Raw genomic sequence first — 24,813 nt, 5'->3', positions numbered from 1 at the left:
GGACGTATTGCAATGTAGGAGCTGCCGAAGGCTGCGATCTTTTCGGCGCCCCCTCAGTCTTCGAACTCGCGGCGTTCGGCTTCGATGGCTTCGGCCAGGGCGCGGGCTTCGGCTTCTTCTTCGCTCAGCTCGGGTTCGGGTTCGGGCGCCGGTTGTTCGAGGGCGGCGACGGCAGCCAACAGCTTTTCGCGGGCTTCGGCGACGCCAAGAATGTCCTCTTCCGGTTCGGCTTCTGGCTCAGCTTCAAGTTCAACTTCGATGGTTGGCTCGGCGATCTGCGGCGCAGGCTCAGTCTCGATTTCTGCTTCAGGCGTCGGCACTTCACCATCCGCCGCATCCCGCAGCAAATCGTCGAAGTCGGTCTTGATCCCCTCCTCCATGCTGTCCAATTCCAGCAACAACGTATGGAAACTGGTTTCCTCCTTCTCTTCCTCCGGCTCGGCGCTGGCGTCGGCCAACTCCTGCAAACCCTGCGGCACCGGCGCGTCGTCAAAATCGAGCACCGGGTCGGTTTCCATCTCGCGCAGTTCGGCCAATGGCGGCAGATCTTCGAGGTTCTTCAGGTTGAAGTGATCGAGAAAACCTTTAGTGGTGGCAAACATCGCCGGCTTGCCCGGCACATCGCGGTAACCGACAACCCGGATCCACTCACGCTCAAGCAAGGTTTTGACGATGTTGCTGTTCACCGCCACACCGCGCACGTCTTCGATCTCGCCACGGGTGATCGGCTGGCGATAGGCGATCAGCGCGATGGTTTCCAGCAAGGCGCGGGAATAGCGCTGCGGGCGTTCTTCCCAGAGTCGGCCAACCCACGGCGAAAACTTCTCGCGGATCTGCAAGCGATAGCCGGACGAGACTTCCTTGAGCTCGAAGGCGCGGCCCTCGCAGGACTTGCCCAGCAGTGTCAGGGCTTTCTTGAAAACCGCAGGCTCGGGACGTTCACCTTCTTCGAACAGTTCAAACAGGCGTTCAAGGGATTGCGGCTTTCCCGAGGCCAACAGAAAGGCTTCAAGCAGGGGCGCCAGCTCGCGGGGTTCAGTCAGGTTCATGTTTCGACTCGTTATTCGGCTCGGGCTCGCACGTGGATCGCGGCGAACGGCTCATTCTGCACCAGCTCGACCAAGGATTCCTTGACCAGTTCAAGGATCGCCATAAAGGTCACCACCACACCCAGCCTGCCCTCTTCGGCAGTGAACAGCTCGACGAACGGCACAAAACCGCCGCCCTTGAGCCGTTCCAGCACATCGCTCATGCGCTCGCGGGTGGACAATGCCTCGCGGCTGACCTGGTGGCTTTCAAACATATCGCCACGGCGCAGCACTTCGGCCATGCACATCAAAATCTCTTCCAGCGCGACATCCGGCAACAGCTTGCGCGCCCGGGCTTCCGGGGCGTCGAGCTTGGGCACGATCACATCACGGCCGACGCGACTCAGACCATCGATACCTTCGGCGGCCGCCTTGAAGCGCTCGTATTCCTGCAAGCGGCGGATCAGTTCGGCGCGCGGGTCGTCTTCTTCGTCTTCGACGGTTTCGGCCCGTGGCAGGAGCATGCGCGACTTGATCTCGGCGAGCATCGCGGCCATCACCAGATACTCGGCGGCGAGTTCCAGGCGCACCGACTGCATCAGCTCGACATAGCCCATGTACTGACGGGTAATTTCCGCCACCGGGATGTCGAGGATGTTGATGTTCTGTTTGCGGATCAGGTACAGCAGCAGGTCGAGCGGGCCTTCAAAGGCTTCGAGAAAGACTTCCAGCGCATCCGGCGGGATGTACAGGTCGAGCGGCATTTCCATGACCGCCTGGCCATAGACCATGGCAAACGGCAACTCTTGCTGAGCGCCGGCCTGGGGATCGGCAACGGTTTCCACTGCGGACATTCAGGCCTCGACCATGAACGGCGTCGGATCGCCGCAACCGACGCGGACCACTTCCGGGTCATCGCCGGTCAGGTCGATCACGGTGGACGCTTTGATGCCGCCAAAGCCGCCATCGATGATCAGGTCCACCTGATGTTCGAGCAATTGACGCATTTCGTACGGATCGCTCAGCGGGTCTTCATCGCCGGGCATGATCAGGGTCACACTCATCAACGGCTCGCCCAGTTCGGCCAACAGCGCCAGCGCGATCGGATGGCTGGGCACGCGCAGGCCGATGGTGCGCTTCTTCGGATGCAGCAGCAGACGCGGCACTTCGCGGGTGGCGTTGAGAATAAAGGTGTAAGGCCCCGGCAGATGCGCCTTGAGAATACGGAAGGTGCCGGTGTCGATCTTCGCGTAGTTGCCCAGTTGCGACAGGTCGCTGCAGATCAGAGCGAAGTTGTGTTTTTCATCGAGTTGACGCAAACGGCGCACGCGCTCGATGGCGGTCTTGTCGCCGATCTGGCAGCCGATGGCGTAGGAAGAGTCCGTGGGATAAACCACCACCCCGCCTTTGCGGATGATTTCGACCGCCTGTTTTATCAGGCGCGCTTGTGGGTTTTCCGGATGTATCTGGAAAAATTGACTCACATTCTCTACCTGTTCAGACGGCGGCAATATCTGTGTCATGTTTGAACCGACACCACAGGGGTGGAAGGTCCTCGGGAACCGGCCGGTACTGGCCGATCTCGGACCAGCCGCCAGGGCCATGGAAGTCACTGCCGGCGCTGACCAGCAGACCGAACTCACGGGCAAGGATTGCCAGGCTGCCCACCTGTTCCGCAGGCTGATGGCCATTGACCACCTCGATCGCATGCCCGCCTGCTTGAATATAGTCGGCAATCAGCTTCCGGCGCTTGCTGCGGGTGAAATCGTAGTGCCACGGATGCGCCAGGCTGACCCAGGCCCCGGCGGCGCGCAGTGTGCCAACGGTGTCTTCCAGCGTCGGCCAGTGCAACTTGACGTCACCCAGCTTGCCGGCGCCGAGCCATTTGCGGAAGGCTTCGGCGCGATCCTTTACAAAACCTTCACGCACCATCCAGTCGGCGAAATGCGGACGGGCCGGGGCGTTGCCGCTGTCGCCCAGTTCCTGCTGAACCTGCCGGGCGCCTTCGAGGGCACCGGGCATGCCCTTGAGGGCGAGCTTGCGGCTTATTTCTTCCGACCGCAGCCAGCGGCCATCGTGCAATTTGGCAATCGCCTCGACCAACGGCGCGGCATTCACATCAAAACCGTAGCCCAACACATGAATGGTCGCGCCGCCCCACGTACAGGACAATTCGACGCCGTTGACCAGTTGCATGCCCAACTCAGTCGCAGCCGTGCGCGCTTCGGCGAGGCCCTCGAGGGTGTCGTGGTCGGTCAACGCCAGGACTCGCACGCCGTTCTCGAACGCACGCGCAACCAGAACCGCAGGCGCCAGGGCGCCATCGGAGGCCGTGCTATGGCAGTGCAAATCAACATTCACGGGGAGTTGTAACCTCAAATCAGCTGGCGCTATCGCGCGCCCATATGTTTGTTATTATGCCGCCACATCCAGCTTCTGGCTCTCACTGTGAAACAATTCATCGATTTCATCCCGCTTCTGCTGTTCTTCATCGTTTACAAACTTGATCCACGGGTCGTCGACATCGCTGGCCATGAAGTGACTGTAGGCGGTATTTACAGTGCCACGGCGATGCTGATCATCAGTTCCCTGGTGGTGTACGGCGCGTTGTTCATCAAACAGCGCAAGCTGGAAAAAAGCCAATGGCTGACGCTGATCGCCTGCCTGGTGTTCGGCAGCCTGACGCTGGCGTTCCACAGCGAGACCTTCCTCAAGTGGAAAGCGCCGGTGGTCAACTGGCTGTTCGCGGTCGCCTTCATCGGTAGCCACTTCATCGGTGACCGCTTGCTGATCAAACGCATCATGGGCCACGCGCTGACCCTGCCGGACCCGGTCTGGACCCGCCTGAACATCGCCTGGATCGCCTTTTTCCTGTTCTGCGGCGCTGCCAACCTGTTCGTCGCCTTCACCTTCCAGAGCTACTGGGTAGACTTCAAGGTGTTCGGCAGCCTGGGCATGACCCTGGTATTCCTGGTCGCACAGGGCATTTACCTGTCGCGTCATCTGCACGATGCCGATACCACAACAACACCAAAAACCGAGGACTGACATGCTCTACGCCATCATTGCCACCGACGTCGCCAACTCGCTGGAAGCACGCCTGGCCGCGCGTCCTGCGCATCTGGAACGCCTGCAAGCGCTCAAGGGCGAAGGCCGCATCGTATTGGCCGGCCCGCACCCGGCCGTCGACAGCAATGATCCGGGCGCAGCGGGTTTCACCGGCAGCCTGATCGTCGCCGATTTCGATTCCCTGAGCGCTGCGCAAGCGTGGGCTGACGCCGATCCGTACATCGCCGCTGGCGTCTACGCCAATGTGGTCGTGAAGCCGTTCAAGCAAGTCCTGCCTTAAATGCCCCGTGATGAGGGGATTTGTCCCCTCATCACTCGCGACACGGCCACTGACAATGAACCTTCCTGGTTCTTGCTGCTCTCAATCGCTCATTATTCTCGTTTGCCTGCCGACAACCTGCCCAATATCCATTTGGAAGCAGGTGTCGCGATGCGCAAGGGTCCGTTGTGTCTGATGTTGGTCACGTTGTCGATCATGGCGCCCGCCCATGGTGAGGAAACCACCGAAGGCGGCAGCTCCACGCCATTGTCGTTAAGCGCCGGCAGCCAGATCACCGAGTTGCAGCAGCGCCTCAAAGCCAGTGAGCAGCAGCGGGAAGAACTGAGCAAACAACTGCAAAATGCCGACAATACCCGCGAAAGCGCCCAGCTTGCCCGGTTGCGCCAAGAGAACCAGCGCTTGAAGCTGCAACTCAAGGAAGCCCAGGCCAGTCCGCTGCCGCGTCTGCTGACCGATCAGCAGCAGTGGTTCGTCACGGGCGCCGGAGTAGCGCTATTGGCGCTGCTCTGCGGTATCTTTGCCAGTGGAGCAAGCCGAAAACGTCGGCAATGGCTAAATTGAGTGAGTCATGAGCGAGCTGTTACTGATTGATGATGACCAGGAGTTGTGCGAACTCCTGAGTAGTTGGCTGAGCCAGGAAGGCTTTCAGGTGCGCGCCTGCCACGATGGCCAGAGCGCGCGTAAAGCGCTGGCCGAAACCGCCCCGGCGGCGGTGGTGCTGGACGTGATGCTGCCCGACGGCAGCGGTCTGGAGCTGCTCAAGCAATTGCGCAACGATCACGCTGATCTGCCGGTGCTGATGCTCTCGGCCCGTGGCGAGCCGCTGGATCGTATCCTTGGTCTGGAATTGGGCGCCGACGATTACCTGGCCAAACCGTGCGACCCGCGCGAACTGACCGCGCGCCTGCGCGCGGTGTTGCGCCGCAGCCATCCGGCAGCGGTGTCGACTCAGCTTGAGCTGGGCGATCTGAGTTTCAGTCCGGTGCGCGGCGTGGTCAGCATCGACGAGAAAGAGCTGACCCTGACTGTTTCAGAAAGCCGCCTGCTCGAAGCCCTGCTCAAGCAGCCGGGCGAACCACTGGACAAACAGGAACTGGCGCAGCTCGCCCTCGGCCGCAAGCTGACCCTGTACGACCGCAGCCTCGACATGCACGTCAGCAACCTGCGCAAGAAGATCGGCCCGCACCCGGACGGTCGTCCTCGCATCGTCGCTCTGCGCAGCCGCGGTTACTTCTATAGCCTCTGAACCGCGCCCATTCCCTGTGTAGGAGCTGCCGAAGGCTGCTCCTACACAGGGCATGTGTAAGGTGGGACGCGAAGCGTCTTTACCCAAGCTTTACGCAGTGCTGACCGCCGCTGACCTTGATCTCCGTAATCTGTACTCATCCGGAACGTACCGGGAACGAGACAAGGAGATACACCATGCGCAAGACTCTTATCGCTCTGATGTTCGCTGCCGCTCTGCCAACCGTCGCCATGGCCATGCCGCAAGACGGCGGCCCGATGGGTGGCCCGCTTGACGGCCCACGCCACGGCGGTCAGATGCACGGCATGCACGGCAAAGGTCCGTACAGCCAACTCGACCTGTCCCGCGAACAGCGCGAGCAGATCCGCAAGATCATGGGCGAGCAGATGCACGAGCGTAAGCAAGTGGTCGACAAGTACCTGGAAAAACTCTCGCCGGCTGACCAAAAAGCCATGAAAGACGAGATGGCCGCCAACCACAAGAAAGCCGAGTCCGATGTGCGTGCGCTGCTGAAACCGGATCAACAGAAAAAATTCGACGAGATCCAGAAAAAGCAGGCCGAGCGTCGCGCCGAATGGGCCGAGTTCAAGGCGTGGAAAGCGCAACAGGCGCAAAAGGCGCAATAATGATCTAACTTCAGGCCCGACGGCTCACCCCGTCGGGCCTGTTTTCATCGATCCAAATGTAGGAGTGAGCCTGCTCGCGATAGCGGTGTGTCAGTTGACAGATTTTTGTCTGACCCTCCGCTATCGCGAGCAGGCTCACTCCTACAGGGGTTTTGCATTGTTCTGAGGATTTTCTGTGCGTTCATTGTTCTGGCGTATTCTCGCGAGCTTCTGGCTGGCCATCGCACTGGTGGCCGGCCTGTCCATTCTGCTTGGGCACATGCTCAACCAGGACGCGTGGATCCTCAGCCGCCATCCGGGCCTCAACACGCTGGCCGGCGAATGGACACAAACTTACGAAGCCCAGGGCGAAGAAGCCGCCCAGGACATCCTCGAACAGCGCAAGCGCCAATATCACATCGACGTTCAGGTGCTCAACGAAAGCGGCGACCCGGTAGTACGCGGCACCTTCCCGCGTCGCGCCGCCGCCTTCGAAGCACGCCAGAACAACGATGACCGACGCCTGCCATGGCGTCGCCTCACCGACGAATTCACCAGCGAAAAAACCGGTGACACCTACCTGTTCATCTACCGCATCCCGCACCCGGAACTCGACTCATGGCACCGCGAAAGCCTGCTTTGGCCATTGAGTGCGTTAGGCATCGCGTTGGTGGTACTAACCCTGTTCAGTTTGCTGGTGACCTTCTCCATCACCCGCCCGCTCAGCCGTTTGCGCGGCGCGGTGCATGATCTGGGGCAGACGACTTACCAGCAAAACAGCCTGGCGAAACTGGCCAACCGTCGTGATGAATTCGGCGTGCTCGCCAATGACTTCAACCGCATGGGCGCGCGCCTGCAAAGCTTGATTGGCAGTCAACGTCAGTTGCTGCGGGACGTCTCCCACGAATTGCGTTCACCACTGGCTCGGTTGCGCATTGCCTTGGCACTGGCGGAACGCGCCAACCCTGAAGAAAGGGAAAAACTCTGGCCACGCCTGACCCGCGAATGCGATCGGCTGGAAGCGCTGATCAGTGAAATTCTGGTGCTGGCACGGGTTGATGCGGACAACGCCAGTGCCGAAGACGTGGATTTGAATGCGCTGCTCGGCACTTTGCAGAAGGACGCAAAACTCGGATCGCCCGAGCAGATCGTCCGTCTCGATGCCGAACCGCAACTGAATCTGAAAGGCTGGCCGACCATGATCGAACGCGCCGTCGATAACCTGCTGCGCAACGCTCAGCGCTTCAACCCGGAAGGTCAGGCGATTGAAATGCAGGCCTCGCGTCAGGGTGAAAAAATTATCGTGAGTGTGCGTGACCATGGGCCGGGTGTGCAGGCCGAACATTTGAGCCAGTTGGGCGAGCCGTTTTACCGTGCTCCGGGGCAGACGGCGGCAGGGCATGGCTTGGGGCTGGCGATTGCGCGAAGGGCGGCGGAGCGGCATGGCGGGAGTTTGACGTTGGCCAATCATCCGCAGGGTGGGTTTATTGCCAGTCTGGAATTGCCGCTTGTCCCCGGTGCAGTTGTCCAACCCTAAAAGCCACCCTCACCCCAGAAAAGCCCCTCACCCCAGCCCTCTCCCAGAGGGAGAGGGGGCCGACCGAGGTGTCTTGCGCTATAAATCGACCTGAAGAATCGAGTTGATTATGGATCCGGAAGGCGCGTGAATCGTCGCCGACTCTGGATTCGAAATGCATCGGAACCGTTATCGACTCCAAGTTCGAAATGCATTGGAGCCGTTATCGATGCAGGATTCAACCGAGCACTTTCAGGTCGGCGTACCTCTACAGCATCCCCCAATCAGTCCCCTCTCCCTCCGGGAGAGGGTTAGGGTGAGGGGCTTTTGATCTTCAGGCCTTACCCGGCCAGGCGCTGACGAACTCAGCCAGATCAACCTTCTCCGCCACACGCGGTTCTTTCTGCGGCGTGCCGAGGTACAAGAACGCGATCACTTCTTCACCCTCAACCAAGCCCAAGCCTTTGGCCACATGCTGGGAATAAGCCAGATCCCCCGTACGCCAAACCGCACCAATCCCCTGCGCATACGCCGCCAGCAAAATCCCGTGCGCCGCACACCCGGCAGCGAGCAACTGCTCGGCCTTCGGATATTTAACGTGCTCCTGCAATTTAGCGATCACCACAACCACCAGCGGTGCACGCAGCGGGCCGTTGCGCGCCTTGTCGATCATCGCTTCGGTGACTTCGCCTTCCTGCAATTGCGCAGCCTCGGCCAGCAACTCGCCCATTTGCTCGCGTGCCGCACCTTCGATGGTCAGAAAGCGATACGGCTGCAAGTGCCCGTGATCCGGCGCGCGCAACGCGGCACCAAACAGGGCTTCGCGCTGCTCGGCAGTGGGGGCCGGTTCGACCAGACGTGGAACGGAAACACGGTTGAGCAACGCGTCGAGAGCCTGCATCGGCCACCTCCTGAGAAAAATGTGCGGCTATTCTAGCTTCATCTGCCAACAGGATGCCGGTTTACATGCCCTGCCCCACGGGTAGAATGGCGCCCTTCCCACATCAGCCCGAGCGGACTTCATGGCGTTGCCGACCTTACGGATCATTGGTTTCATCATCGGCATCTTCCTGATCACCCTGGCCGTGGCCATGGTCGTGCCCATGGCCACCCTGGTGATTTTCGAGCGCACCAGCGACCTGCCGTCGTTCCTCTGGGCGAGCATGATCACCTTTGTCGCCGGCCTCGCGCTGGTGATTCCCGGCCGCCCCGAACACATACATCTGCGCCCGCGCGATATGTATCTGCTGACCGTCAGCAGTTGGCTGGTGGTATGCATTTTCGCTGCGCTGCCGTTTCTGCTGACTCAGCACATCAGCTACACCGACTCGTTTTTCGAAAGCATGTCGGGCATTACCGCGACCGGCTCGACCGTGCTCAATGGCCTCGACAACATGTCCCCCGGGATCCTGATGTGGCGCTCGTTGCTGCACTGGATCGGCGGCATCGGCTTTATCGGTATGGCGGTAGCGATTCTGCCGCTGCTGCGGATCGGTGGCATGCGCCTGTTCCAGACCGAATCCTCGGACCGTTCGGAAAAGGTCATGCCGCGCTCGCACATGGTGGCGCGACTGATCGTGGCGGCTTATGTCGGCATTACCATCCTCGGTAGTCTGGCGTTCTGGTGGGCCGGAATGAGCCCGTTCGACGCGATCAACCACGCGATGTCGGCGATTTCCACCGGCGGGTTCTCGACCTCCGACCAGTCGCTGGCCAAGTGGACGCAACCGGCGGTGCACTGGGTCGCGGTGGTTATCATGATTCTCGGCAGCCTGCCGTTCACCCTGTACGTGGCGACGTTGCGCGGCAACCGCAAGGCGCTGATCAAGGATCAGCAAGTGCAGGGTTTGCTCGGGATGTTGCTGGTGACCTGGCTGGTGCTCGGCACCTGGTACTGGTGGACAACCAATCTGCATTGGCTGGAGGCGCTGCGCCACGTGGCGCTGAACGTGACGTCAGTGGTCACCACTACCGGTTTTGCCCTTGGCGACTACAGCCTGTGGGGCAACTTCTCGCTGATGTTGTTTTTCTATCTGGGATTTGTCGGCGGCTGTTCCGGGTCGACGGCGGGCGGGATCAAGATCTTCCGTTTCCAGGTCGCCTACATCCTCCTCAAGGCCAACCTTAATCAGTTGATTCACCCGCGCGCGGTGATCAAACAGAAGTACAACGGCCACCGTCTCGACGAAGAGATCGTCCGTTCGATTCTGACCTTTTCGTTCTTCTTCGCCATCACCATCTGCGTGATCGCCCTGCTCCTGTCGCTGCTTGGCGTCGACTGGATGACCGCGCTGACCGGCGCCGCCAGCACCGTGTCCGGCGTCGGCCCGGGCCTGGGCGAAACCATCGGCCCGGCGGGCAACTTCGCCACCCTGCCGGACGCGGCCAAGTGGATCCTGTCGTTCGGCATGCTGCTCGGCCGCCTGGAGATCATTACGGTGTTTGTGCTGTGTATTCCGGCCTTTTGGCGTCACTGACCGCACCCGGCGCCTGCAACAACCGCGTCCGGTAATCGCCGGGCGTGGTGTCGAACCAGCGACGAAATGCACGAAAGAAGTTGCTCGGATCGGCAAAACCCAGCAGATAAGCGATTTCCAGCAAGGTCATGCTCGGTTGCGCCAGATACTGCTCGGCCAGTTCACGGCGGGTGTCGTCGAGCAGTTGCTGAAAACTCGTGCCCTCCTCCTGCAAACGACGCTGCAAAGTGCGCTGCGACAAATGCAGGGTCTGCGCCACGGTATCGCGCTTCGGCTCGCCCTGCGGCAGCAACCGGCACAGCACCTGCCGCGCCTTGTGGGTCACGCGGCTTTCGGAAAAACGTGCCAGGTATTCCCCGGCAAACCGGTCATGCAACAGCGCCATCGCCTCGTTGGCGGTGGGCAGCGGCGCTTCCATGTCGGCACGCTCGAAGATCAGCGCATCGTACGGTGCGTTGAACATCAGTGGCGCGTGGAAAGCTTGTTTATAGGGTTCCAGGTCATCGGGTTCGGCGCCCTGCACCAAGACTTTGACCGGGTGCAGCGTGCGCCCGGTCAACCAGCCACACAAGCCCAGCGCACAGGCCAGCGAGGCTTCGGCGCTTTGCCGGGTCGGCGGCAGATGGTCGCCGTGCACCGTCAGAATCAGCGCGTAACCTTCATCCAGCAGACGGAAACTCAGGTCGGCACTTTCGGCGATGATGCGCTGATAGCGCACCAACCGCTGGAAGCCTTCGGCCAGGGTATTGCTCGACATCAGCGCATAACCGGCGACATGAAACGACGCCGGGCGCACCACTTTGCCCATGTTCAGGCCGATCGCCGGATTACCGGACAACTCGACCGCCCGTTGCCAGAGGCGGGTCATGGAATCTTGCGGGAAGCGCGCATCCGGATCATCCAGAGCCGTGTAATCGAGCCCCAGTTGCTTGAACAGAACCCGGCAATCCAGGCCGTCCATCTCCAATGCTTTGACAATCCCCATCGCCCAGCTTGCAGAAGTCGTTCGTTCGCTCATGGCGTTTTTCTTTTACATGAGGGGCCGCATGCTACGGCCTGATTTGCCAAGGATACTAAAGTGGCGCCGATTGTCACTGGCCCACGCCAATGTTCACTCTAGACTCAAATAAGCTACCCGCAGAACAACTCGTCGCCAGAACAATAACCACAGAGAACGCGGTCGTGGAAAACATCAAGCATTTCAACAGCTTCGCTGAGTTCTATCCGTACTACATCAGCGAACACAGCAACAGCACCTGCCGGCGCCTGCATTTCATCGGCACCACGCTGGTGATTTTCATTCTGGCGATGACCCTCGCCAAGGGCGCCTGGCTTCTGCTATTGGCGGTGCCGCTGGCCGGTTACAGCTTCGCCTGGGTCGGGCACTTCTTCTTTGAAAAGAACCGGCCGGCGACTTTCCAGCATCCGCTGTACAGCCTGTTCGGCGACTTCGTCATGTACCGCGACATGATTCTGGGTCGCGTGGCGTTCTGAATGAGGGTCAGCCAATGAATGCCAATGCCCGCTTCACTCATATGAAGGACGGTACGCAGGAAGACTGGGCGATCATCGCCGCCGACTTCAGTGCCTACGCCAAGCGACTGCCTTCGCGAATCCTGACTCACCTGAAACTGCTCGAAGGCGACTTCGGTGGTTTCCCGGTGGATCGTCTGACTCACTCACTGCAAACCGCCACCCGCGCCTTTCGTGACGGGCGCGACGAGGAGTATGTGGTTTGCGCGTTGTTGCATGACATCGGCGACACCTTGGGTTCCTACAACCATCCGGACATTGCCGCAGCGATCCTCAAGCCGTTCGTCAGTGCCGAAAATTTGTGGATGGTCGAGAAGCACGGGGTGTTTCAGGGTTATTACTTTTTTCATCATTTGGGCATGGATCGGCATCTGCGCGAGCAGTTCGCCGGTCATCCGCAGTATCAAGCGACTGCCGAGTTCTGTGCCAAATACGATGCGGCGGCGTTTGATCCTGACTATGACACGCTGCCGTTGAGCTTCTTTGAGCCGATGATGGAACGGTTGTTTGCGCAGCCGAAGAACTCGATTTACAAAGCGGCAATGGAAGAACACACCACGGCCTAAGATCAAAAGATCGCAGCCTTCGGCAGCTCCTGCACAGGTCACATGCAGGAGCTGCCGAAGGCTGCGATCTTTGCTTTTCAGGCGAGTTCGGCGACTTTGGCCGCTTTCAGCTCCGCCTCGCGCGCCTGCGCGTCCGCCAGCCGATACAGCTCGATCGTGCCGTCCCAATGCTCGATCAGCGCCGTGCACGACTCCACCCAATCGCCGCAATTGAGGTAATCCACCTCCCCCACCTTGCGGATTTCGGCATGGTGAATGTGCCCGCACACCACGCCATGCAACTCGCGCTTCACGCATTCATGGGCAATGGCTTCTTCAAAGTCGCTGATGAAACTCACCGCGGTCTTCACCTTGTGCTTCAGGTACGCCGACAACGACCAGTAGCCGTAGCCATACCGCGCGCGCCAGTGGTTGAGCCAGCGATTGAGGGTCAGGGTGAATTCGTAGGCTGAGTCGCCGAGGAAGGCAAGCCAGCGGTGATAACGGGTGATCACATCGAACTGATCGCCGTGAATCACCAATAGATGCCGCCCGTCTGCGGTGACATGCACCGCCTCGTCAACCAACTGGATATTGCCCAGTATCAGCTTCGAATACCGACGCAGGAATTCGTCGTGGTTGCCGGTGACGTAGATCACCTCGGTGCCGCGCTTGCTCATGGTCAGCAAACGCCGGATCACGTTGGTATGCGCTTGCGGCCAATACATGCCGCCGCGCAGTTTCCAGCCGTCAATGATGTCGCCGACCAAATAAATCTTGTCGGCATGATAGCCCTTGAGAAATTGCGACAAGTGCTCGGCCTGGCAATCCCGCGTGCCCAAGTGCACGTCGGAGATCCACAGGGTGCGCACGCGTTGTTTGCGACTGGGTCTGGCGAGCTCGGCGCTGGTCATGGGCAACCCTCTGCGATGTTTTCGCCACTTTGCGCCTGCCCGGTTAATCGACCATGACAAGCGTGAGTCAGTCCTGTGACAACGCATCCGGTGTGCGCCGGTGTAGACTGGCGACCACTTCGGAGACAACCTGCCATGCGACCGATCCTCACCCTGCGTCAGTACACCCACGATTTGATCGTCCACAGCCACGACCACGCGCAATTGGTGTTCGGGCTGTCCGGTGCGCTGGATTTCGAGGTCGAGGGTTGTGGCAGTCAGGTGCGTCAGCAGAGTTTTGTAGTTATCCCTTCCGGCGCTCATCATGCCTGCGGCAGTCCCAATGGTAGCCGCTGTCTGGTACTGGATATCCCGGACGGCCAATGGCTGACGGATTCACTGGGCGAGCATGCCGACGCCAGCCATCGTCTGCTCGATCAACCGGCGCGCTTGTCGCTGGATTCGGGGCAAAGCCAGTTGGTCAGTTGGCTGGCGAACAGCCCGGTCAGCGATCCGTTGATCGCGCAACAAGGCGCGGTGTTGCTGCTGGCCAGCCTCAATCATGCGCAACCGACCGAAGTCGCCGCACGGCGCCTGCCCTATGCCGCGCTGGATGCGCACATCGAGCAATACGCCGCGTATCCGCTGCAAGTCGCCGATCTGGCACGGGTGGCAGGATTGTCCAGCGCGCGTCTGCATGCGCGTTTCATGGCCGAATGCGGGCAGACGCCGATGGATTACATCCGCAGCCGACGCCTGCATCTGGCCGTGCAAATGCTCCGCGACACAGCCCTGCCGATCGGCGAAGTTGCCAGTCGCGTCGGCTACAGCTCGCAAAGTGCTTTCTCGGCTGCTGTCCTACGTGAGTTCGGTGCATCACCCGGCCAGCTTCGGCGCGATTCCTGCGACAAAAGACGATAGCCTGCCGACAGACTTACTGAGCTCTACACGCTTAAATGTAGGAGCTGCCGAAGGCTGCGATCTTTGATCGTTCCCACGCTCCGCGTGGGAATGCAGCCCGTGACGCTCCGCCTCACTGGACGCAGAGCGTCCCTAGAGGCGTTACCACGCAGAGCGTGGGAACAATCAATAGTTGAGATTGTGTTTGAGATAGAAGGATTGCAATGACTCCGCGTACCGCCCTCGGCGCTCTGCATATCGGTGCTTTGATGTTTGGCCTGACGGGTGTGTTCGGCAAACTCGCTGCCGCCTCCCCCGCTGTGATCGTGTTCGGTCGCGCGGCTTTCGCCGTTGTCGCCTTGGCGTTCTTCGCCCGCTTCGCCAGCCAGAGCGGCTGGCAGAAACTTCAGGCCGTGGATTGGCGGCGTCTGGCCCTCAGCGGCGTGTTGCTGGCCGGGCACTGGGTGAGTTTCTTCCTGTCTGTGAAGATCGCTGGTGTCGCCATCGCGACGTTGGGTTTTGCCAGTTTCCCGGCCTTCACGGTGATTCTCGAAGGACTGATCTTTCGCGAACGCATCCGCGCCAATGAAATACTGCTGGTGGTGTTGGTCAGCATCGGCCTGATTCTGGTGACCCCGGCCTTCGATCTCGGCAGCGGCGCGACCATTGGCTTGCTCTGGTCGGTGCTTTCGGGGCTGCTGTTTTCCCTGCTGTCGCTGACCAACCGCGCCAGCTCCGGGCGGATTCCGGCGGTGCAAGCGGCGCTGTGCCAAAACGTCGTGGTCGCGCTGTGTCTACTACCAGTTGCAGCACCGCAACTGAGCGAAGTGCGCGCACTCGACTGGCTGTGGATTGCGCTGCTCGGGGTGTTCTGTACCGGCGTCGCACACAGCCTGTTTGTGGCCAGTCTGGCGGTGATCAAGGCGCGCACGGCGGCGGTGGTGTTTGCCATGGAGCCGGTCTACGGCATCACCGTCGCCTGGTTGCTGTTCAATGAAAACCCGACGCCGAAGATGTTGCTCGGCGGCGCGCTGATCATTGTCGCCATTGTGGTGTCGGCGCGGATGTCAGGCCATGCCGACAAGAAAACCGTCGCCGCCGAGGCCGCGTCTCACTGAGTGCGGTCGTTGTGACCGAGGTCGCGGTCAGGATCGATCTGATCGCGAACTCGCTGCTTCAAGATTTTAGCCTCGGGAAAACCGCCGTCAGCCTTGCGTTCCCAGATCTGCACGCCGGCGCAGCTGATGTGAAACACCCCGCCGGTGCCGGGCACCAGGGACACTTTGCCGAGGTCGTCAGCAAAGGTGCTGAGCAGCTCCTGCGCCAGCCATGCAGCGCGCAGCAGCCACTGGCATTGGGTGCAATAGGTGATGACAACTTCTGCTTTTGCGACAGTCATGTTCGCTGAAACTCCTGAGACAGAGGGCGCCGCTATAATAGCCGGCTTTAACGCTTGCCCCGAGACTCACAATGCGCCGTCTGCTGTTCTGCCTGCTGCTTGGTTTCCTCCCTTTGTTCGCTCACGCCGGCGTCGATGCCAGTGACGCGACGCGACCGAAAGTCGGCCTCGTGCTGTCCGGCGGCGCGGCGCGCGGGCTGGCGCACATCGGCGTGCTTAAGGCGCTGGAGGAGCAAGGCATCAAGATCGATGCGATCGCCGGCACCAGCATGGGCGCGGTGGTTGGCGGGCTGTACGCCTCGGGTTACAAGATCGATGAGTTGGAAAAACTCGCGCTGAACATCGACTGGCAAGCCGCGCTGTCCGACGCGCCGCCGCGCGAAGATGTGCCGTTTCGGCGTAAACAGGATGACCGCGACTTTCTGGTCAAACAGAAACTCAGCTTTCGTGACGACGGCAGCCTTGGCTTGCCACTGGGTGTGATTCAGGGCCAAAACCTCTCGTTGCTGTTGGAAAGCCTGTTGGCCCACACCAGCGACACCCGGAATTTCGACAAACTGCCGATTCCGTTCCGCGCTGTCGCCACCGACATCTCCAACGGCGAAAAAGTGGTGTTCCGCAAAGGTCATCTGCCGCAGGTGATCCGCGCCAGCATGTCGATCCCGGCGGTGTTCGCCCCGGTCGAACTCGACGGCCGGCTGCTGGTGGACGGCGGCATGACCGACAACATCCCGCTGGATGTCGCGCGGGAAATGGGCGTCGACGTGGCCATCGTCGTCGACATCGGTACACCGCTGCGCAACCGCAAGCAACTGACCACCGTGGTCGATGTGTTGAACCAGTCGATCACCCTGATGACCCGCAGTAACTCCGAAGAACAACTGGCCGCGCTGAAATCCTCCGATGTGCTGATCCAGCCCGCGCTGGCAGCGTTCGGTGTCACTGATTTCGGCAAGGCTCAGGAGATGATCGATGCCGGTTATCGCGCCACGCGAATCCTCGATGCGCGCCTCGCCGTCCTCAAACCCAAAGAATCCCAGGACGCCGAACTCAACGCCGCACGTTCGCCGGGTCAACGCACACCAATCATCACGGGCATCCGCGTCGAGAACGACTCGAAAGTCGACGACGATGTGATCCGCTACTACATACGCCAGCACATTGGCGAGCCGCTGGATCTGGCCCGATTGCACTCGGACATGGGCACTTTGTACGGCCTCGACTACTTCGAACAAGTGCAGTACCGCGTGGTGCACAAGGGCGAGGATCACACACTGGTGATCAGCGCTCGGGGCAAGCGCAGCGGCACCGATTACTTGCGGGTCGGCCTCAATCTGTCGGACGACATGCGCGGCGACAGCGCCTTCAATCTCGGCGCCAGCTATCGCATCAACGGTATCAACCGCCTCGGCGCGGAATGGCTGACCCGCGCGCAGATTGGCGACAAACAAGAGCTGTACACCGAGTTCTATCAACCGCTGGACGTCGGCTCGCGTTACTTCGTCGCACCGTACGCCTCGTTCGAGGCGCAGAACGTTGAAGCGGTGCTCGACAACGATCCGATCGCGCAGTATCGCGTCGAGCGCTACGGTTTCGGCCTCAACTTCGGCCGACAGATCGGCAACAACGGCGAAGTGCGTTTCGGTGTCGGCGAGGCCTGGGGCAAGGCCGATGTGCGGATTGGCGATCAGGATCTGCCGAGTGAAAACTTCAACGAAGGCTTCTACGCGCTGAAGTATTCCTACGATTCGCTGGATAACGTCTACTTCCCTCATGAAGGCAAGGACGTCAGTCTGACGCTGATGCAGTTCGAACCGGGCCTGGGTTCGGATACGCGTTACCGACAGTGGGAATTCAAACTCGACAAAGCCATGAGCCGTGGCCCGGATACGCTGATTCTCGGTGGTCGTTACGGGCGTACGCTGGACGATGCCAACGTGGTCACGTCAAGCTTCCTGCTTGGCGGTGCGCGGCAGTTGTCGGGGTTCAGAGAAGACGCGATTTCCGGGCAGAACGTCAGCCTGATGCGCGCGGTGTACTACCGCCGGCTGACGCCGCGCTCGTATCTGCCACTGGACTTCCCGCTGTATGCCGGCGCCTCGCTGGAGCGTGGACGGGCGTGGAACAACGACAATGAGTTCGACAGCGGCTATATCAACGCGGCCAGCGTGTTCATCGGTTTTGACACGCCGCTGGGGCCGTTGAATTTCAGTTATGGGTTGAATGATGCGAATGAGCAGGCGGTTTATCTGAACCTTGGGCAGACCTTCTGATCAGGTCGCCTGACAATCCGCCTTCGCGAGCAGGCTCGCTCCCACAGGGGAACGCATTCCAATGCAGGAGTGAGCCTGCTCGCGAAGGCGGTATCAGCTCAACCGCAAATCGGATCGGAGGCTTCAGCGAATTCCCGCCAGCAACGTCCGCGCCGTTTGCTTCAAAGGTTCATCGCCCTCTTTGAGCAATTCATTGAGCAACGCAATCGCACTGTCGATGTCACCGTCATCAATGCACGTCTGCGCCTGTTCGAGTTTGCCGGAGTTGGCGTCGTGTACCAGTTCCGGCTCCTGCAAATCCAAAGGTTGCAACGCCAGTGACGGCTCGGCATCAGCAAACTCATTGAGAAAATCTTCATCCAGCGGCCCGGCTTCCGATTCAGGGATCCACTCGAGTTCGGCCTCTTCGCTGGGCTCGGGCAATTCAAAGTCCTGAGGCAGAACCTGCAGACCGGAGCCGAGCGCCGAGGTGTCTGCCGCAGGTTCAGCGGTGGCCGGGCGACTGTCTTCCAGATCCCAACTGGAATCCATCGACAGCTCGCCCAGATTCAGTTCGAAATCATCTTCAGGCGCCGGTTGGGCAGCGGCAATCGGGGCCGCTGCAACAATCGGCGGTACCACGGCCAACGGTGCTGCACCCACCAGTTTCGGGTGCCGCGCGCGAACATCCTGCAACGTCCGGGCATCCACACCCAGCTCATGCAAATGACTTTCCTGTTGTTCATACGCGGCGCTGTCACCCTGACGTCCCAGCACTTCTAGCAACTGCAAACCGATATCAGTGCGCGCAGGCTCCTTGTGCAAGGCGTCGCGCAACAGCCCGGCGGCTTCGCCCAATCGGCCATAAGCCAGATAGATCCCCACCGCCTCCAGCACATCACCAGCGGCGGGTTCTTCGCGGTGTTGGTCTGATGTGTGAATTCTGACCGACTCGGTGTTCTCGGCCTCCGCCGCCTCCGGCTCATTGCCTTGCGGCAACAGTGGCAGCGGCTCGGCAACCTGCCGCTGTTGTTGCCGTCGACGGTGCACAAACAACCCGGCCAATGCGCCCAGCAACAGCAACAGGCCGCCGAGCAATGACCAGTTCAAACTGTCATCGCTGGATTCGACCGGTGCAACGACTGGCGCAGGAGCAGGTGCCGGGGTCACCACAGTCGGGGGCGGCGATTTCTGCAACTCGACCAGACGTGTTTGCAAGTCACTGATCTGCTTCTTGCCGTCGGCAATCTGCACATCCTGTGTCTGCAGTTTTGCGTTCAATTCGTCGACGGTCTTCTGCAGTTGCTGATTCAGCAACACATTGGCGGCCAACTGCTCGGCCAGTGCATCGCTGGCAGGCGGGGGTGCTGGCACGGTATCGCGCTTGGCTTGAGGTGCCTGTGGCGCTGCCACGACAGGCTCGACAGTGGGAAACGCGGAGGATTGCGCACGTGGATCCGGCTCATCGGTGGCCGGCACGATACCCGGCGAACCCGGTGGATCAATCAACACGGTGTACTCACGCAGCAACCGGCCGTTGGGTTGATCGAGCTGCACGAGGAAATTCAGAAAGGGTTCGTTGACCGGTTTGCTGGACGTCACCCGGATCATCTGGCGATTGCCATGCAGGATCGGGATGAACTTGAGGTCGTTGAGGAAGAACACCCGCTCGACCCCTGCCTCGGCGAATTCATCCGCCGTGGCCAGGCGCGCGGCCAAATCGTTTTGCGTCAGCCCGCCGACATCGACCAAGGCAATGTCGGCCTTGAGCGGCTGATTGAGGCCTGAATGGACGGTGATATCACCCAGCCCCAAGGCCATCGACCAGGCCGAATAACTCAATACACCAGCGACCAGCAGCCATTTGGCGCCGCCGCGCAGTACCACGTGCCGACTTGCGAGCATGAGCATCCCTTAAATAAGCAAAACCGACTTCTATGCGTTCGTACATCCGGTACGAACACGATATTGCCCAGTAGTTCTTATAGTCGGCGCAGCGCGATCTCTCAAAGATACGGCACGTGGATGTGCCTCAAGATTTTTCCAGGTTGGCCAGAATGTGCCCGTGAACCCGCATGCACACCTTCAAATCCGCCTCGTCGACGCCTTCGAACAACTCATGACGCAACTGTGTGGCAATGGTTTCGATTTGCTCGATCAGCGGCAGGGCCGGTGCGCAGAGGACGATTTTTTTCGCCCGGCGGTCTTCCATTACAGACTGGCGTTGCACCAGGCCCTGGCTTTCCAGACTATCGAGCAAGCGCGCGAGGGTCGGCCCTTCGACGCCGACACTCTGCGCCAGCTCCCGCTGGGTCGGTGCTTCTTCAAAACGCGCCAGATGCAGCAGCACCAGCCAGCGCGCCTGGGACAACCCCAGCCCGGCGAGGCGTCGATCCAGTTCGGCACGCCAGCCACGGGACATCTGGGCCAGTTGCATGCCAAAGCGGTGTTGATCGGTTAACGGCATAAAACACTCACGGTTAGACTGAAAATAAAGAATTTCTAATTATTAGCCAGCTAAGCATGAGCTGCAGTTATAGGCAAGTGGCGGTCTGTACTGAATCGTTACATCTTGAAGCCCCTCACCCTAACCTCCCGAAACGTCGGACCGCCCGTAGGGAGAGGGGACTGAATGGGGATGCTTTAGATATTCAGCGACTTGGGACTGCTTTGCTGAATCCAGAATGGGACAGCCCTCACCCTAGCCCTCTCCCAGAGGGAGAGGGGACTGAATGGGGGATGCTTTAGATATTCAGCGACTTGGGAGTGCTTTGCTGAATCCAGAATTGGCAGGCCCTCACCCTCTCCCAGAGGGAGAGGGGACTGAATGGGGGATGCTCGGAATATTCAGCGACTTGAACGTGCTTTGGTGAGTCCATAATCGACTCGATTTTTCAGGTCGATGTTTAACGCAAGACGCCTCGGTCGGCCCCCTCTCCCTCTGGGAGAGGGCTGGGGTGAGGGTGCTCAGGCGAATTACATTTCGAATTCCGATTGCAGCGCAGCCCGCACGCAATACAGCACGCCTTCCGGCACACGCCCGGCAAACAGCTCGGCCACCTCGGCGACCGACGGCAGTTCGCCTTCACCATCAAGGAACGCGTCCTGCACTTCGCCCATCAATTCTTCAGGCAAATCCAGCGCCTGTTCCAGCGACAACTGCTGCTTGCCGATCGCCTCGGCGAGCATGGTGTAGACGTTCTTCTCCGAGCACTGCAACTGACCGGCGATTTGCATCGGGGTCATGCCGGCGCGTGCCAGGGTGATCAGTTCGTGGCGCACGTCGGCCACCGCTTTCGGCGCCTCGACCTCGCCGCCGAGCACTTCGAGGAAGGCATCGCCATAGCGTTCCAGCTTGCGCGCGCCGACCCCGCTGACCCGGGCCATTTCCGCCAGCGAAGTCGGTTGGCTGCGGAGCATTTCCAGCAACGTCGAATCGGGGAAAATGACGTACGGTGGCACGCCATGTTCTTCGGCCAGTTTGCGCCGCAGCGCACGCAGGGCTTCCCACTGTTCGCGCTCTTCGCCGCGCACCAGTTGGCTGGCCGGGCTCTTGCTGGCGGTTTTGGCGGTGACCTGCGGCTTGAGATCGCGGCGCAACTCCAGCGTGACTTCACCCTTGAGCAATGGCCGGCAACTGTCATTCAGACGCAGACCGCCATAACCTTCGTGATCGACGTCTGCCAGACCGCGCGCGACCAATTGACGGAACAGCGAGCGCCACTCGCTCTCGCTCAGTGCCTTGCCGACGCCGTACACCGACAGATGCTGATGGCCAAAACTGCGGACTTTTTCGTTGTCCTTGCCCAGCAGCACGTCGACCAGATGACCGACGCCATAACGCTGGCCGGTGCGGAAAATCGCCGACAATGCCTGACGTGCGGGCTCGGTGGCATCCCAGGTCTGCACGCCATCGACGCAGTTGTCGCAATGCCCGCAAGGCTCGGGCATGTCTTCATCAAAGTACGCCAGCAGGGTCTGGCGACGGCAGCGGGTTTCTTCACACAGCGACAGCATCGCGTCGAGCTTGTGTTGCTCGAGACGCTTGTGCCGCTCGTCGCCTTCGGAGTTTTGCAGCATCTGCTTGAGCATCACCACGTCTTGCAGACCGTAGGCCATCCAAGCATCCGCCGGCAGGCCGTCACGGCCGCCGCGACCGGTTTCCTGGTAATACGCTTCAAGGGATTTCGGCAGATCGAGGTGCGCGACAAAACGTACGTTGGGCTTGTCGATGCCCATGCCGAACGCCACGGTGGCAACCATGATCAGGCCTTCCTCATTGAGGAAGCGCTTCTGGTTGAAGGCACGTAGCTCATTGGGCAATCCGGCGTGATACGGCAGCGCCGGGAAGCCCTGCTCGCTCAGGAACGCCGCGACTTCCTCGACTTTCTTGCGCGACAGGCAATAGACGATGCCGGCATCGCTGCGCCGCTCGGCGAGGAACGCCAGCAACTGCTTGCGCGGCTGCTCTTTGGGGACGATGCGGTAAAAAATGTTCGGGCGGTCGAAGCTCGACAGGAAGCGCTCGGCATTTTGCAGGTGCAGGCGGGTGACGATTTCTTCGCGGGTACGCTTGTCGGCAGTGGCCGTCAGGGCGATGCGCGGTACGTCAGGGAACATCTCGGCCAATTGGCCCAGTTGCAGGTATTCCGGACGGAAGTCGTGGCCCCACTGCGACACGCAGTGCGCTTCATCGATGGCGAACAACGCGATGTTCAGGCCTTGCAGGAACGACAGCATGCGCGGTTGCACCAGACGCTCGGGCGCCAGATACAACATCTTCACTTCACCGCGCTTGATCCGCGCCGCGAGATCACGCTGCTGCTCGGCGCTCAAGGTGGAATTCAGCGCGGCGGCGGCCACGCCCAGCTCTTCGAGGGTGGCAACCTGATCGTCCATCAGTGCGATCAGCGGCGATACCACCACCGCCAGGCCCTCGCGCAGCAGCGCCGGCACCTGGAAGCACAGCGACTTGCCGCCACCGGTAGGCATCAGTACCAGCGCATCACCGCCACTGGCCACGCGCTCAATGATTGCACCCTGACGGCCACGGAAACTGTCGTAGCCGAAGATGTCCTTGAGGACGCGCTGAGCCTGTTCGAGCATAAAAACTCCAAAAATCTACCGATACATCCCTGCTCAGGCTGGTTCAGAACAGCCACGGCTGCTTAAACAAAACGTAAGAGCGCATTGCATGACAGCCGCAATGCGGGCAGGGATCGCAAAACGCGGCAGTATACCCGAGCCCTTCCCTGCACAGGGCGACACCCGTCGATACAATCGCTGATACCTGTGTAGGAGCTGCCGAAGGCTGCGATCTTTTGATCTTGTCTTTATTAAAAGCAAATCAAAAGATCGCAGCCTTCGGCAGCTCCTACAGGGTGTATGCAGGGTATGGCAGGTCAAATCTGCCATGCGGCTGGCTTGAGCGCGCAAGAAAGCCTAGAATTCCCGCATTGTTTATTCCCCAAGGTAGCCCCGTAATGTCCTTCGCTGAGCAACTGACCCGCCTGCAAGTTTTCCTCGACGCCGACGAGCTGCACGACGAGGCGCTGGATTACGTGGCCGCTCACGGCTACCTGACCGCGCTGTCGATCTGCGCTGAAGACGTACCGGAGCGTGAGTGGATCGACGCCCTGTTCGCCGAAGAGCCGCATTACAGCAGCGACGCCCAGCGCGAAGAGATCGAAGCCACCCTGATCGGCCTCAAGGCACACATCGCCCGTCAACTGGCTTCGGATGAAGAATTCGAACTGCCATGCGAACTGGATCTGGGCGACGAGCCGGACGATTCCGAACTGCGCGGCTGGTGCATCGGCTTCATGGAAGGCGTGTTCCTGCGTGAAGCGGCCTGGTTCGAAACCGCCGAAGAAGAAGTCAGCGAAATGCTCTTGCCGATCATGGTCGGTTCGGGCCTGTTCGACGAACAGCCAGAATTCGAAGACATCGCCAAAGACGCCAACCTGATGGACGACATGATCGTACAGATCCCGGAAGCCCTGACCGCGCTGTACCTGCTGTGCCAGGCGCCCGACGAAAAACCGGCGATCCTCAAGCCACGTCACCACTAAGATCCGGCCTATGGACAACCCCATAGGCAACCGCCCCCTGATGTTGCGCTACATCCTGCTGGCCATCGGCTGGCTCAGCGTGGCATTGGGGGTGATCGGGATTTTCCTGCCCGTCCTGCCCACCACCCCTTTCCTTCTGCTCGCCGCGGCCTGTTTCGCGCGCAGCTCTCCGCGCTTCTATCAATGGCTGGTCGAGCATCCACGGCTCGGGCCATGGATCCGCGATTACCTCGATGGCAACGGCATTCCGCTCAAGGGCAAGGTCTACGCGATCGGGCTGATGTGGGCGAGCATTCTGTTCTCGTGTTACCTGGTGCCATTGCCGTGGGCGCGGGGGTTCATGTTGACCAGTGCGGTGTTGGTGACGGTTTATATTTTGCGGCAGAAGACTTTGCGCAAACCTTGAGCCATACCGTTACTACCGTTGGTCTAAAACGTTAAAACACCTGTCAGATCTGACAGGTGCGCTTTTCCCGGTTTTATCCCCTAATCACTCCATCCCCCCCACCCTAGGCAGGAGTGCCCGTCATGCTCGTCCAACCGCGCAAAGAAATCTCGGTCCTGTCCTTGCTCGATCCGGAAATCCCCGGTGGCCGAGATCTCAAGAACGGCACGTGGGGCGTCAACCTCGCCGCTGCACGACTTACCTACCCCGACAAGGGGCTGAAGATCCAGATTCCCGCCTGGAACAACATGATCAAGACCGATAACTGCAAGGTGTACCTGGGCACCACCATGGTCGCGCAAAAGACCATCACCGAAGACATCGAGGTGAACAAGCACGTCACTTTGTTCATCGAGTCGTCGCGCTTGCCCAGCGGCAACTGGGAGCTGTCCTATCAAATCACACGCTTCGGGCAGAAGCCCGAGCCAGGACCGACGATCAAGTTCGTCGTCAAACTCGAACTACCCGGTGGTCAGGATCTTAATCCCGACTACGGCCACTCCGAACTGACCATGGCCTTCGATCCGCCGGATGTGGTGCGCGACGGTGTCGAC

The 24,813-nt window shown here is 60.2% G+C and carries 25 protein-coding genes and 1 pseudogene; 15 read left to right on the top strand and 11 right to left on the bottom strand.

Going from position 1 to position 24,813, the window contains the following annotated elements; all coding sequences use genetic code 11:
- Nucleotides 1-53: 53 nt before the first annotated feature.
- From scpB to CKW38_RS28585, 4 genes are all read right to left on the bottom strand, one after another.
- On the bottom strand, nt 54-1,049 hold the full coding sequence (gene scpB / locus CKW38_RS28600; protein ID WP_095114463.1) for an SMC-Scp complex subunit ScpB: 996 nt from the start codon (nt 1,047-1,049) through the stop codon (nt 54-56).
- Nucleotides 1,050-1,060: 11 nt separating this feature from the next.
- Entirely contained in the window at nt 1,061-1,759 is a 699-nt protein-coding gene (locus tag CKW38_RS28595; protein WP_172828192.1) for a ScpA family protein, read from the bottom strand.
- A gap of 123 nt (nt 1,760-1,882) precedes the next feature.
- On the bottom strand, nt 1,883-2,512 hold the full coding sequence (locus CKW38_RS28590) for an L-threonylcarbamoyladenylate synthase (RefSeq protein WP_095114461.1): 630 nt from the start codon (nt 2,510-2,512) through the stop codon (nt 1,883-1,885).
- Nucleotides 2,513-2,525: 13 nt separating this feature from the next.
- Nucleotides 2,526-3,389, bottom strand: coding sequence for a PHP domain-containing protein (locus CKW38_RS28585; protein WP_095114459.1), 864 nt, complete (start codon nt 3,387-3,389; stop codon nt 2,526-2,528).
- Between the two features lie 87 nt (nt 3,390-3,476).
- Here CKW38_RS28585 and CKW38_RS28580 point away from each other — a divergent pair, with 87 nt between their 5' ends.
- The 6 genes from CKW38_RS28580 to CKW38_RS28555 all read left to right on the top strand — a co-directional run bounded on the left by CKW38_RS28580 (nt 3,477) and on the right by CKW38_RS28555 (nt 7,765).
- Nucleotides 3,477-4,076 (top strand): septation protein A, encoded by a 600-nt coding sequence (locus tag CKW38_RS28580; protein ID WP_007919675.1) that lies wholly within the window; start codon nt 3,477-3,479, stop codon nt 4,074-4,076.
- A gap of 1 nt (nt 4,077) precedes the next feature.
- Complete coding sequence (locus tag CKW38_RS28575) at nt 4,078-4,377, top strand: YciI family protein (RefSeq protein WP_095114457.1); 300 nt, start codon at nt 4,078-4,080, stop codon at nt 4,375-4,377.
- A 150-nt stretch (nt 4,378-4,527) separates the two neighbouring features.
- Nucleotides 4,528-4,938, top strand: coding sequence for a translation initiation factor 2 (locus CKW38_RS28570; RefSeq protein ID WP_038363742.1), 411 nt, complete (start codon nt 4,528-4,530; stop codon nt 4,936-4,938).
- A gap of 7 nt (nt 4,939-4,945) precedes the next feature.
- Nucleotides 4,946-5,623, top strand: coding sequence for a response regulator transcription factor (locus CKW38_RS28565; protein ID WP_007919679.1), 678 nt, complete (start codon nt 4,946-4,948; stop codon nt 5,621-5,623).
- A gap of 176 nt (nt 5,624-5,799) precedes the next feature.
- Nucleotides 5,800-6,249, top strand: coding sequence for a Spy/CpxP family protein refolding chaperone (locus tag CKW38_RS28560; RefSeq protein ID WP_007919681.1), 450 nt, complete (start codon nt 5,800-5,802; stop codon nt 6,247-6,249).
- Nucleotides 6,250-6,424: 175 nt separating this feature from the next.
- Entirely contained in the window at nt 6,425-7,765 is a 1,341-nt protein-coding gene (locus tag CKW38_RS28555; RefSeq protein ID WP_007919688.1) for a cell wall metabolism sensor histidine kinase WalK, read from the top strand.
- A 313-nt stretch (nt 7,766-8,078) separates the two neighbouring features.
- On the opposite strand, the gene CKW38_RS28550 is transcribed toward CKW38_RS28555, so the two are convergent.
- Nucleotides 8,079-8,645 carry a nitroreductase family protein gene (locus CKW38_RS28550; protein WP_007919690.1) on the bottom strand — a complete coding sequence of 189 codons (567 nt, stop codon included), beginning with the start codon at nt 8,643-8,645 and terminating at the stop codon, nt 8,079-8,081.
- A gap of 121 nt (nt 8,646-8,766) precedes the next feature.
- Between CKW38_RS28550 and CKW38_RS28545 the strand changes: the two genes are divergently transcribed.
- On the top strand, nt 8,767-10,221 hold the full coding sequence (locus CKW38_RS28545) for a TrkH family potassium uptake protein (RefSeq protein ID WP_007919691.1): 1,455 nt from the start codon (nt 8,767-8,769) through the stop codon (nt 10,219-10,221).
- On the opposite strand, the gene CKW38_RS28540 is transcribed toward CKW38_RS28545, so the two are convergent.
- Nucleotides 10,178-11,239 (bottom strand): AraC family transcriptional regulator, encoded by a 1,062-nt coding sequence (locus CKW38_RS28540; protein WP_202949280.1) that lies wholly within the window; start codon nt 11,237-11,239, stop codon nt 10,178-10,180. The two genes, CKW38_RS28545 and CKW38_RS28540, sit on opposite strands and share 44 nt — an antisense overlap.
- Nucleotides 11,240-11,403: 164 nt before the next feature.
- Between CKW38_RS28540 and CKW38_RS28535 the strand changes: the two genes are divergently transcribed.
- Together CKW38_RS28535 and CKW38_RS28530 are read left to right on the top strand one after the other, a co-directional pair.
- The gene (locus CKW38_RS28535; protein ID WP_095114455.1) at nt 11,404-11,715 is read left to right on the top strand and encodes a DUF962 domain-containing protein; all 312 of its coding nucleotides are present in this window, start codon (nt 11,404-11,406) and stop codon (nt 11,713-11,715) included.
- A gap of 14 nt (nt 11,716-11,729) precedes the next feature.
- Nucleotides 11,730-12,320 (top strand): HD domain-containing protein, encoded by a 591-nt coding sequence (locus CKW38_RS28530; protein WP_095114453.1) that lies wholly within the window; start codon nt 11,730-11,732, stop codon nt 12,318-12,320.
- Between the two features lie 77 nt (nt 12,321-12,397).
- On the opposite strand, the gene CKW38_RS28525 is transcribed toward CKW38_RS28530, so the two are convergent.
- A complete protein-coding gene (locus tag CKW38_RS28525) occupies nt 12,398-13,213 on the bottom strand; it encodes a UDP-2,3-diacylglucosamine diphosphatase (RefSeq protein ID WP_007919701.1) in 816 nt (271 codons plus the stop codon).
- 135 nt (nt 13,214-13,348) lie between these two features.
- Here CKW38_RS28525 and CKW38_RS28520 point away from each other — a divergent pair, with 135 nt between their 5' ends.
- Both CKW38_RS28520 and CKW38_RS28515 read left to right on the top strand, forming a co-directional pair.
- Nucleotides 13,349-14,113 carry an AraC family transcriptional regulator gene (locus tag CKW38_RS28520; protein WP_095114451.1) on the top strand — a complete coding sequence of 255 codons (765 nt, stop codon included), beginning with the start codon at nt 13,349-13,351 and terminating at the stop codon, nt 14,111-14,113.
- Between the two features lie 203 nt (nt 14,114-14,316).
- Nucleotides 14,317-15,210 carry a DMT family transporter gene (locus CKW38_RS28515; protein ID WP_095114449.1) on the top strand — a complete coding sequence of 298 codons (894 nt, stop codon included), beginning with the start codon at nt 14,317-14,319 and terminating at the stop codon, nt 15,208-15,210.
- On the opposite strand, the gene CKW38_RS28510 is transcribed toward CKW38_RS28515, so the two are convergent.
- Nucleotides 15,204-15,491, bottom strand: a complete 288-nt coding sequence (locus tag CKW38_RS28510) for a SelT/SelW/SelH family protein (protein WP_095114447.1) — start codon at nt 15,489-15,491, stop codon at nt 15,204-15,206. The two genes, CKW38_RS28515 and CKW38_RS28510, sit on opposite strands and share 7 nt — an antisense overlap.
- Nucleotides 15,492-15,562: 71 nt before the next feature.
- Here CKW38_RS28510 and CKW38_RS28505 point away from each other — a divergent pair, with 71 nt between their 5' ends.
- Entirely contained in the window at nt 15,563-17,764 is a 2,202-nt protein-coding gene (locus CKW38_RS28505) for a patatin-like phospholipase family protein (protein ID WP_007919709.1), read from the top strand.
- A 123-nt stretch (nt 17,765-17,887) separates the two neighbouring features.
- Here the strand turns inward: CKW38_RS28505 and CKW38_RS28500 are convergent, their stop codons facing one another.
- From CKW38_RS28500 to recQ, 3 genes are all read right to left on the bottom strand, one after another.
- Nucleotides 17,888-19,648: a FimV/HubP family polar landmark protein gene (locus CKW38_RS28500; RefSeq protein ID WP_095114479.1), complete on the bottom strand. Its 1,761-nt coding sequence runs from the start codon at nt 19,646-19,648 to the stop codon at nt 17,888-17,890.
- 127 nt (nt 19,649-19,775) lie between these two features.
- Nucleotides 19,776-20,210 (bottom strand): MarR family transcriptional regulator, encoded by a 435-nt coding sequence (locus CKW38_RS28495; protein WP_007919713.1) that lies wholly within the window; start codon nt 20,208-20,210, stop codon nt 19,776-19,778.
- Between the two features lie 509 nt (nt 20,211-20,719).
- Complete coding sequence (gene recQ / locus CKW38_RS28490) at nt 20,720-22,849, bottom strand: DNA helicase RecQ (RefSeq protein ID WP_095114446.1); 2,130 nt, start codon at nt 22,847-22,849, stop codon at nt 20,720-20,722.
- A 377-nt stretch (nt 22,850-23,226) separates the two neighbouring features.
- On the opposite strand from recQ, the gene CKW38_RS28485 reads away from it, so the two are divergent.
- The 3 genes and pseudogenes from CKW38_RS28485 to CKW38_RS28475 form a co-directional block, all read left to right on the top strand.
- The gene (locus CKW38_RS28485) at nt 23,227-23,814 is read left to right on the top strand and encodes a YecA family protein (protein WP_016984205.1); all 588 of its coding nucleotides are present in this window, start codon (nt 23,227-23,229) and stop codon (nt 23,812-23,814) included.
- Nucleotides 23,815-23,824: 10 nt separating this feature from the next.
- Nucleotides 23,825-24,220 carry a YbaN family protein gene (locus CKW38_RS28480; protein ID WP_064383238.1) on the top strand — a complete coding sequence of 132 codons (396 nt, stop codon included), beginning with the start codon at nt 23,825-23,827 and terminating at the stop codon, nt 24,218-24,220.
- 122 nt (nt 24,221-24,342) lie between these two features.
- Nucleotides 24,343-24,813 (top strand): annotated as a pseudogene (locus CKW38_RS28475) (hypothetical protein); the annotation flags it as partial.

Source organism: Pseudomonas sp. Irchel 3H7 (assembly GCF_900187605.1).
Taxonomy (GTDB): Bacteria; Pseudomonadota; Gammaproteobacteria; order Pseudomonadales; family Pseudomonadaceae; genus Aquipseudomonas.
This window is presented reverse-complemented; position numbering and strand designations above follow the sequence as displayed.

Coding starts and splice junctions, on each gene's coding strand:
- CKW38_RS28540 (WP_202949280.1), bottom strand. CDS start 11,239: ATGAGCGAACGAACGACTTCTGCAAGCTGGGCGATGGGGATTGTCAAA.
- CKW38_RS28530 (WP_095114453.1), top strand. CDS start 11,730: ATGAATGCCAATGCCCGCTTCACTCATATGAAGGACGGTACGCAGGAA.
- CKW38_RS28550 (WP_007919690.1), bottom strand. CDS start 8,645: ATGCAGGCTCTCGACGCGTTGCTCAACCGTGTTTCCGTTCCACGTCTG.
- CKW38_RS28520 (WP_095114451.1), top strand. CDS start 13,349: ATGCGACCGATCCTCACCCTGCGTCAGTACACCCACGATTTGATCGTC.
- CKW38_RS28515 (WP_095114449.1), top strand. CDS start 14,317: ATGACTCCGCGTACCGCCCTCGGCGCTCTGCATATCGGTGCTTTGATG.
- CKW38_RS28560 (WP_007919681.1), top strand. CDS start 5,800: ATGCGCAAGACTCTTATCGCTCTGATGTTCGCTGCCGCTCTGCCAACC.
- CKW38_RS28545 (WP_007919691.1), top strand. CDS start 8,767: ATGGCGTTGCCGACCTTACGGATCATTGGTTTCATCATCGGCATCTTC.
- CKW38_RS28495 (WP_007919713.1), bottom strand. CDS start 20,210: ATGCCGTTAACCGATCAACACCGCTTTGGCATGCAACTGGCCCAGATG.
- CKW38_RS28510 (WP_095114447.1), bottom strand. CDS start 15,491: ATGACTGTCGCAAAAGCAGAAGTTGTCATCACCTATTGCACCCAATGC.
- CKW38_RS28565 (WP_007919679.1), top strand. CDS start 4,946: ATGAGCGAGCTGTTACTGATTGATGATGACCAGGAGTTGTGCGAACTC.
- CKW38_RS28480 (WP_064383238.1), top strand. CDS start 23,825: ATGGACAACCCCATAGGCAACCGCCCCCTGATGTTGCGCTACATCCTG.
- recQ (WP_095114446.1), bottom strand. CDS start 22,849: ATGCTCGAACAGGCTCAGCGCGTCCTCAAGGACATCTTCGGCTACGAC.
- CKW38_RS28575 (WP_095114457.1), top strand. CDS start 4,078: ATGCTCTACGCCATCATTGCCACCGACGTCGCCAACTCGCTGGAAGCA.
- scpB (WP_095114463.1), bottom strand. CDS start 1,049: ATGAACCTGACTGAACCCCGCGAGCTGGCGCCCCTGCTTGAAGCCTTT.
- CKW38_RS28525 (WP_007919701.1), bottom strand. CDS start 13,213: ATGACCAGCGCCGAGCTCGCCAGACCCAGTCGCAAACAACGCGTGCGC.
- CKW38_RS28505 (WP_007919709.1), top strand. CDS start 15,563: ATGCGCCGTCTGCTGTTCTGCCTGCTGCTTGGTTTCCTCCCTTTGTTC.
- CKW38_RS28485 (WP_016984205.1), top strand. CDS start 23,227: ATGTCCTTCGCTGAGCAACTGACCCGCCTGCAAGTTTTCCTCGACGCC.
- CKW38_RS28570 (WP_038363742.1), top strand. CDS start 4,528: ATGCGCAAGGGTCCGTTGTGTCTGATGTTGGTCACGTTGTCGATCATG.
- CKW38_RS28500 (WP_095114479.1), bottom strand. CDS start 19,648: ATGCTCGCAAGTCGGCACGTGGTACTGCGCGGCGGCGCCAAATGGCTG.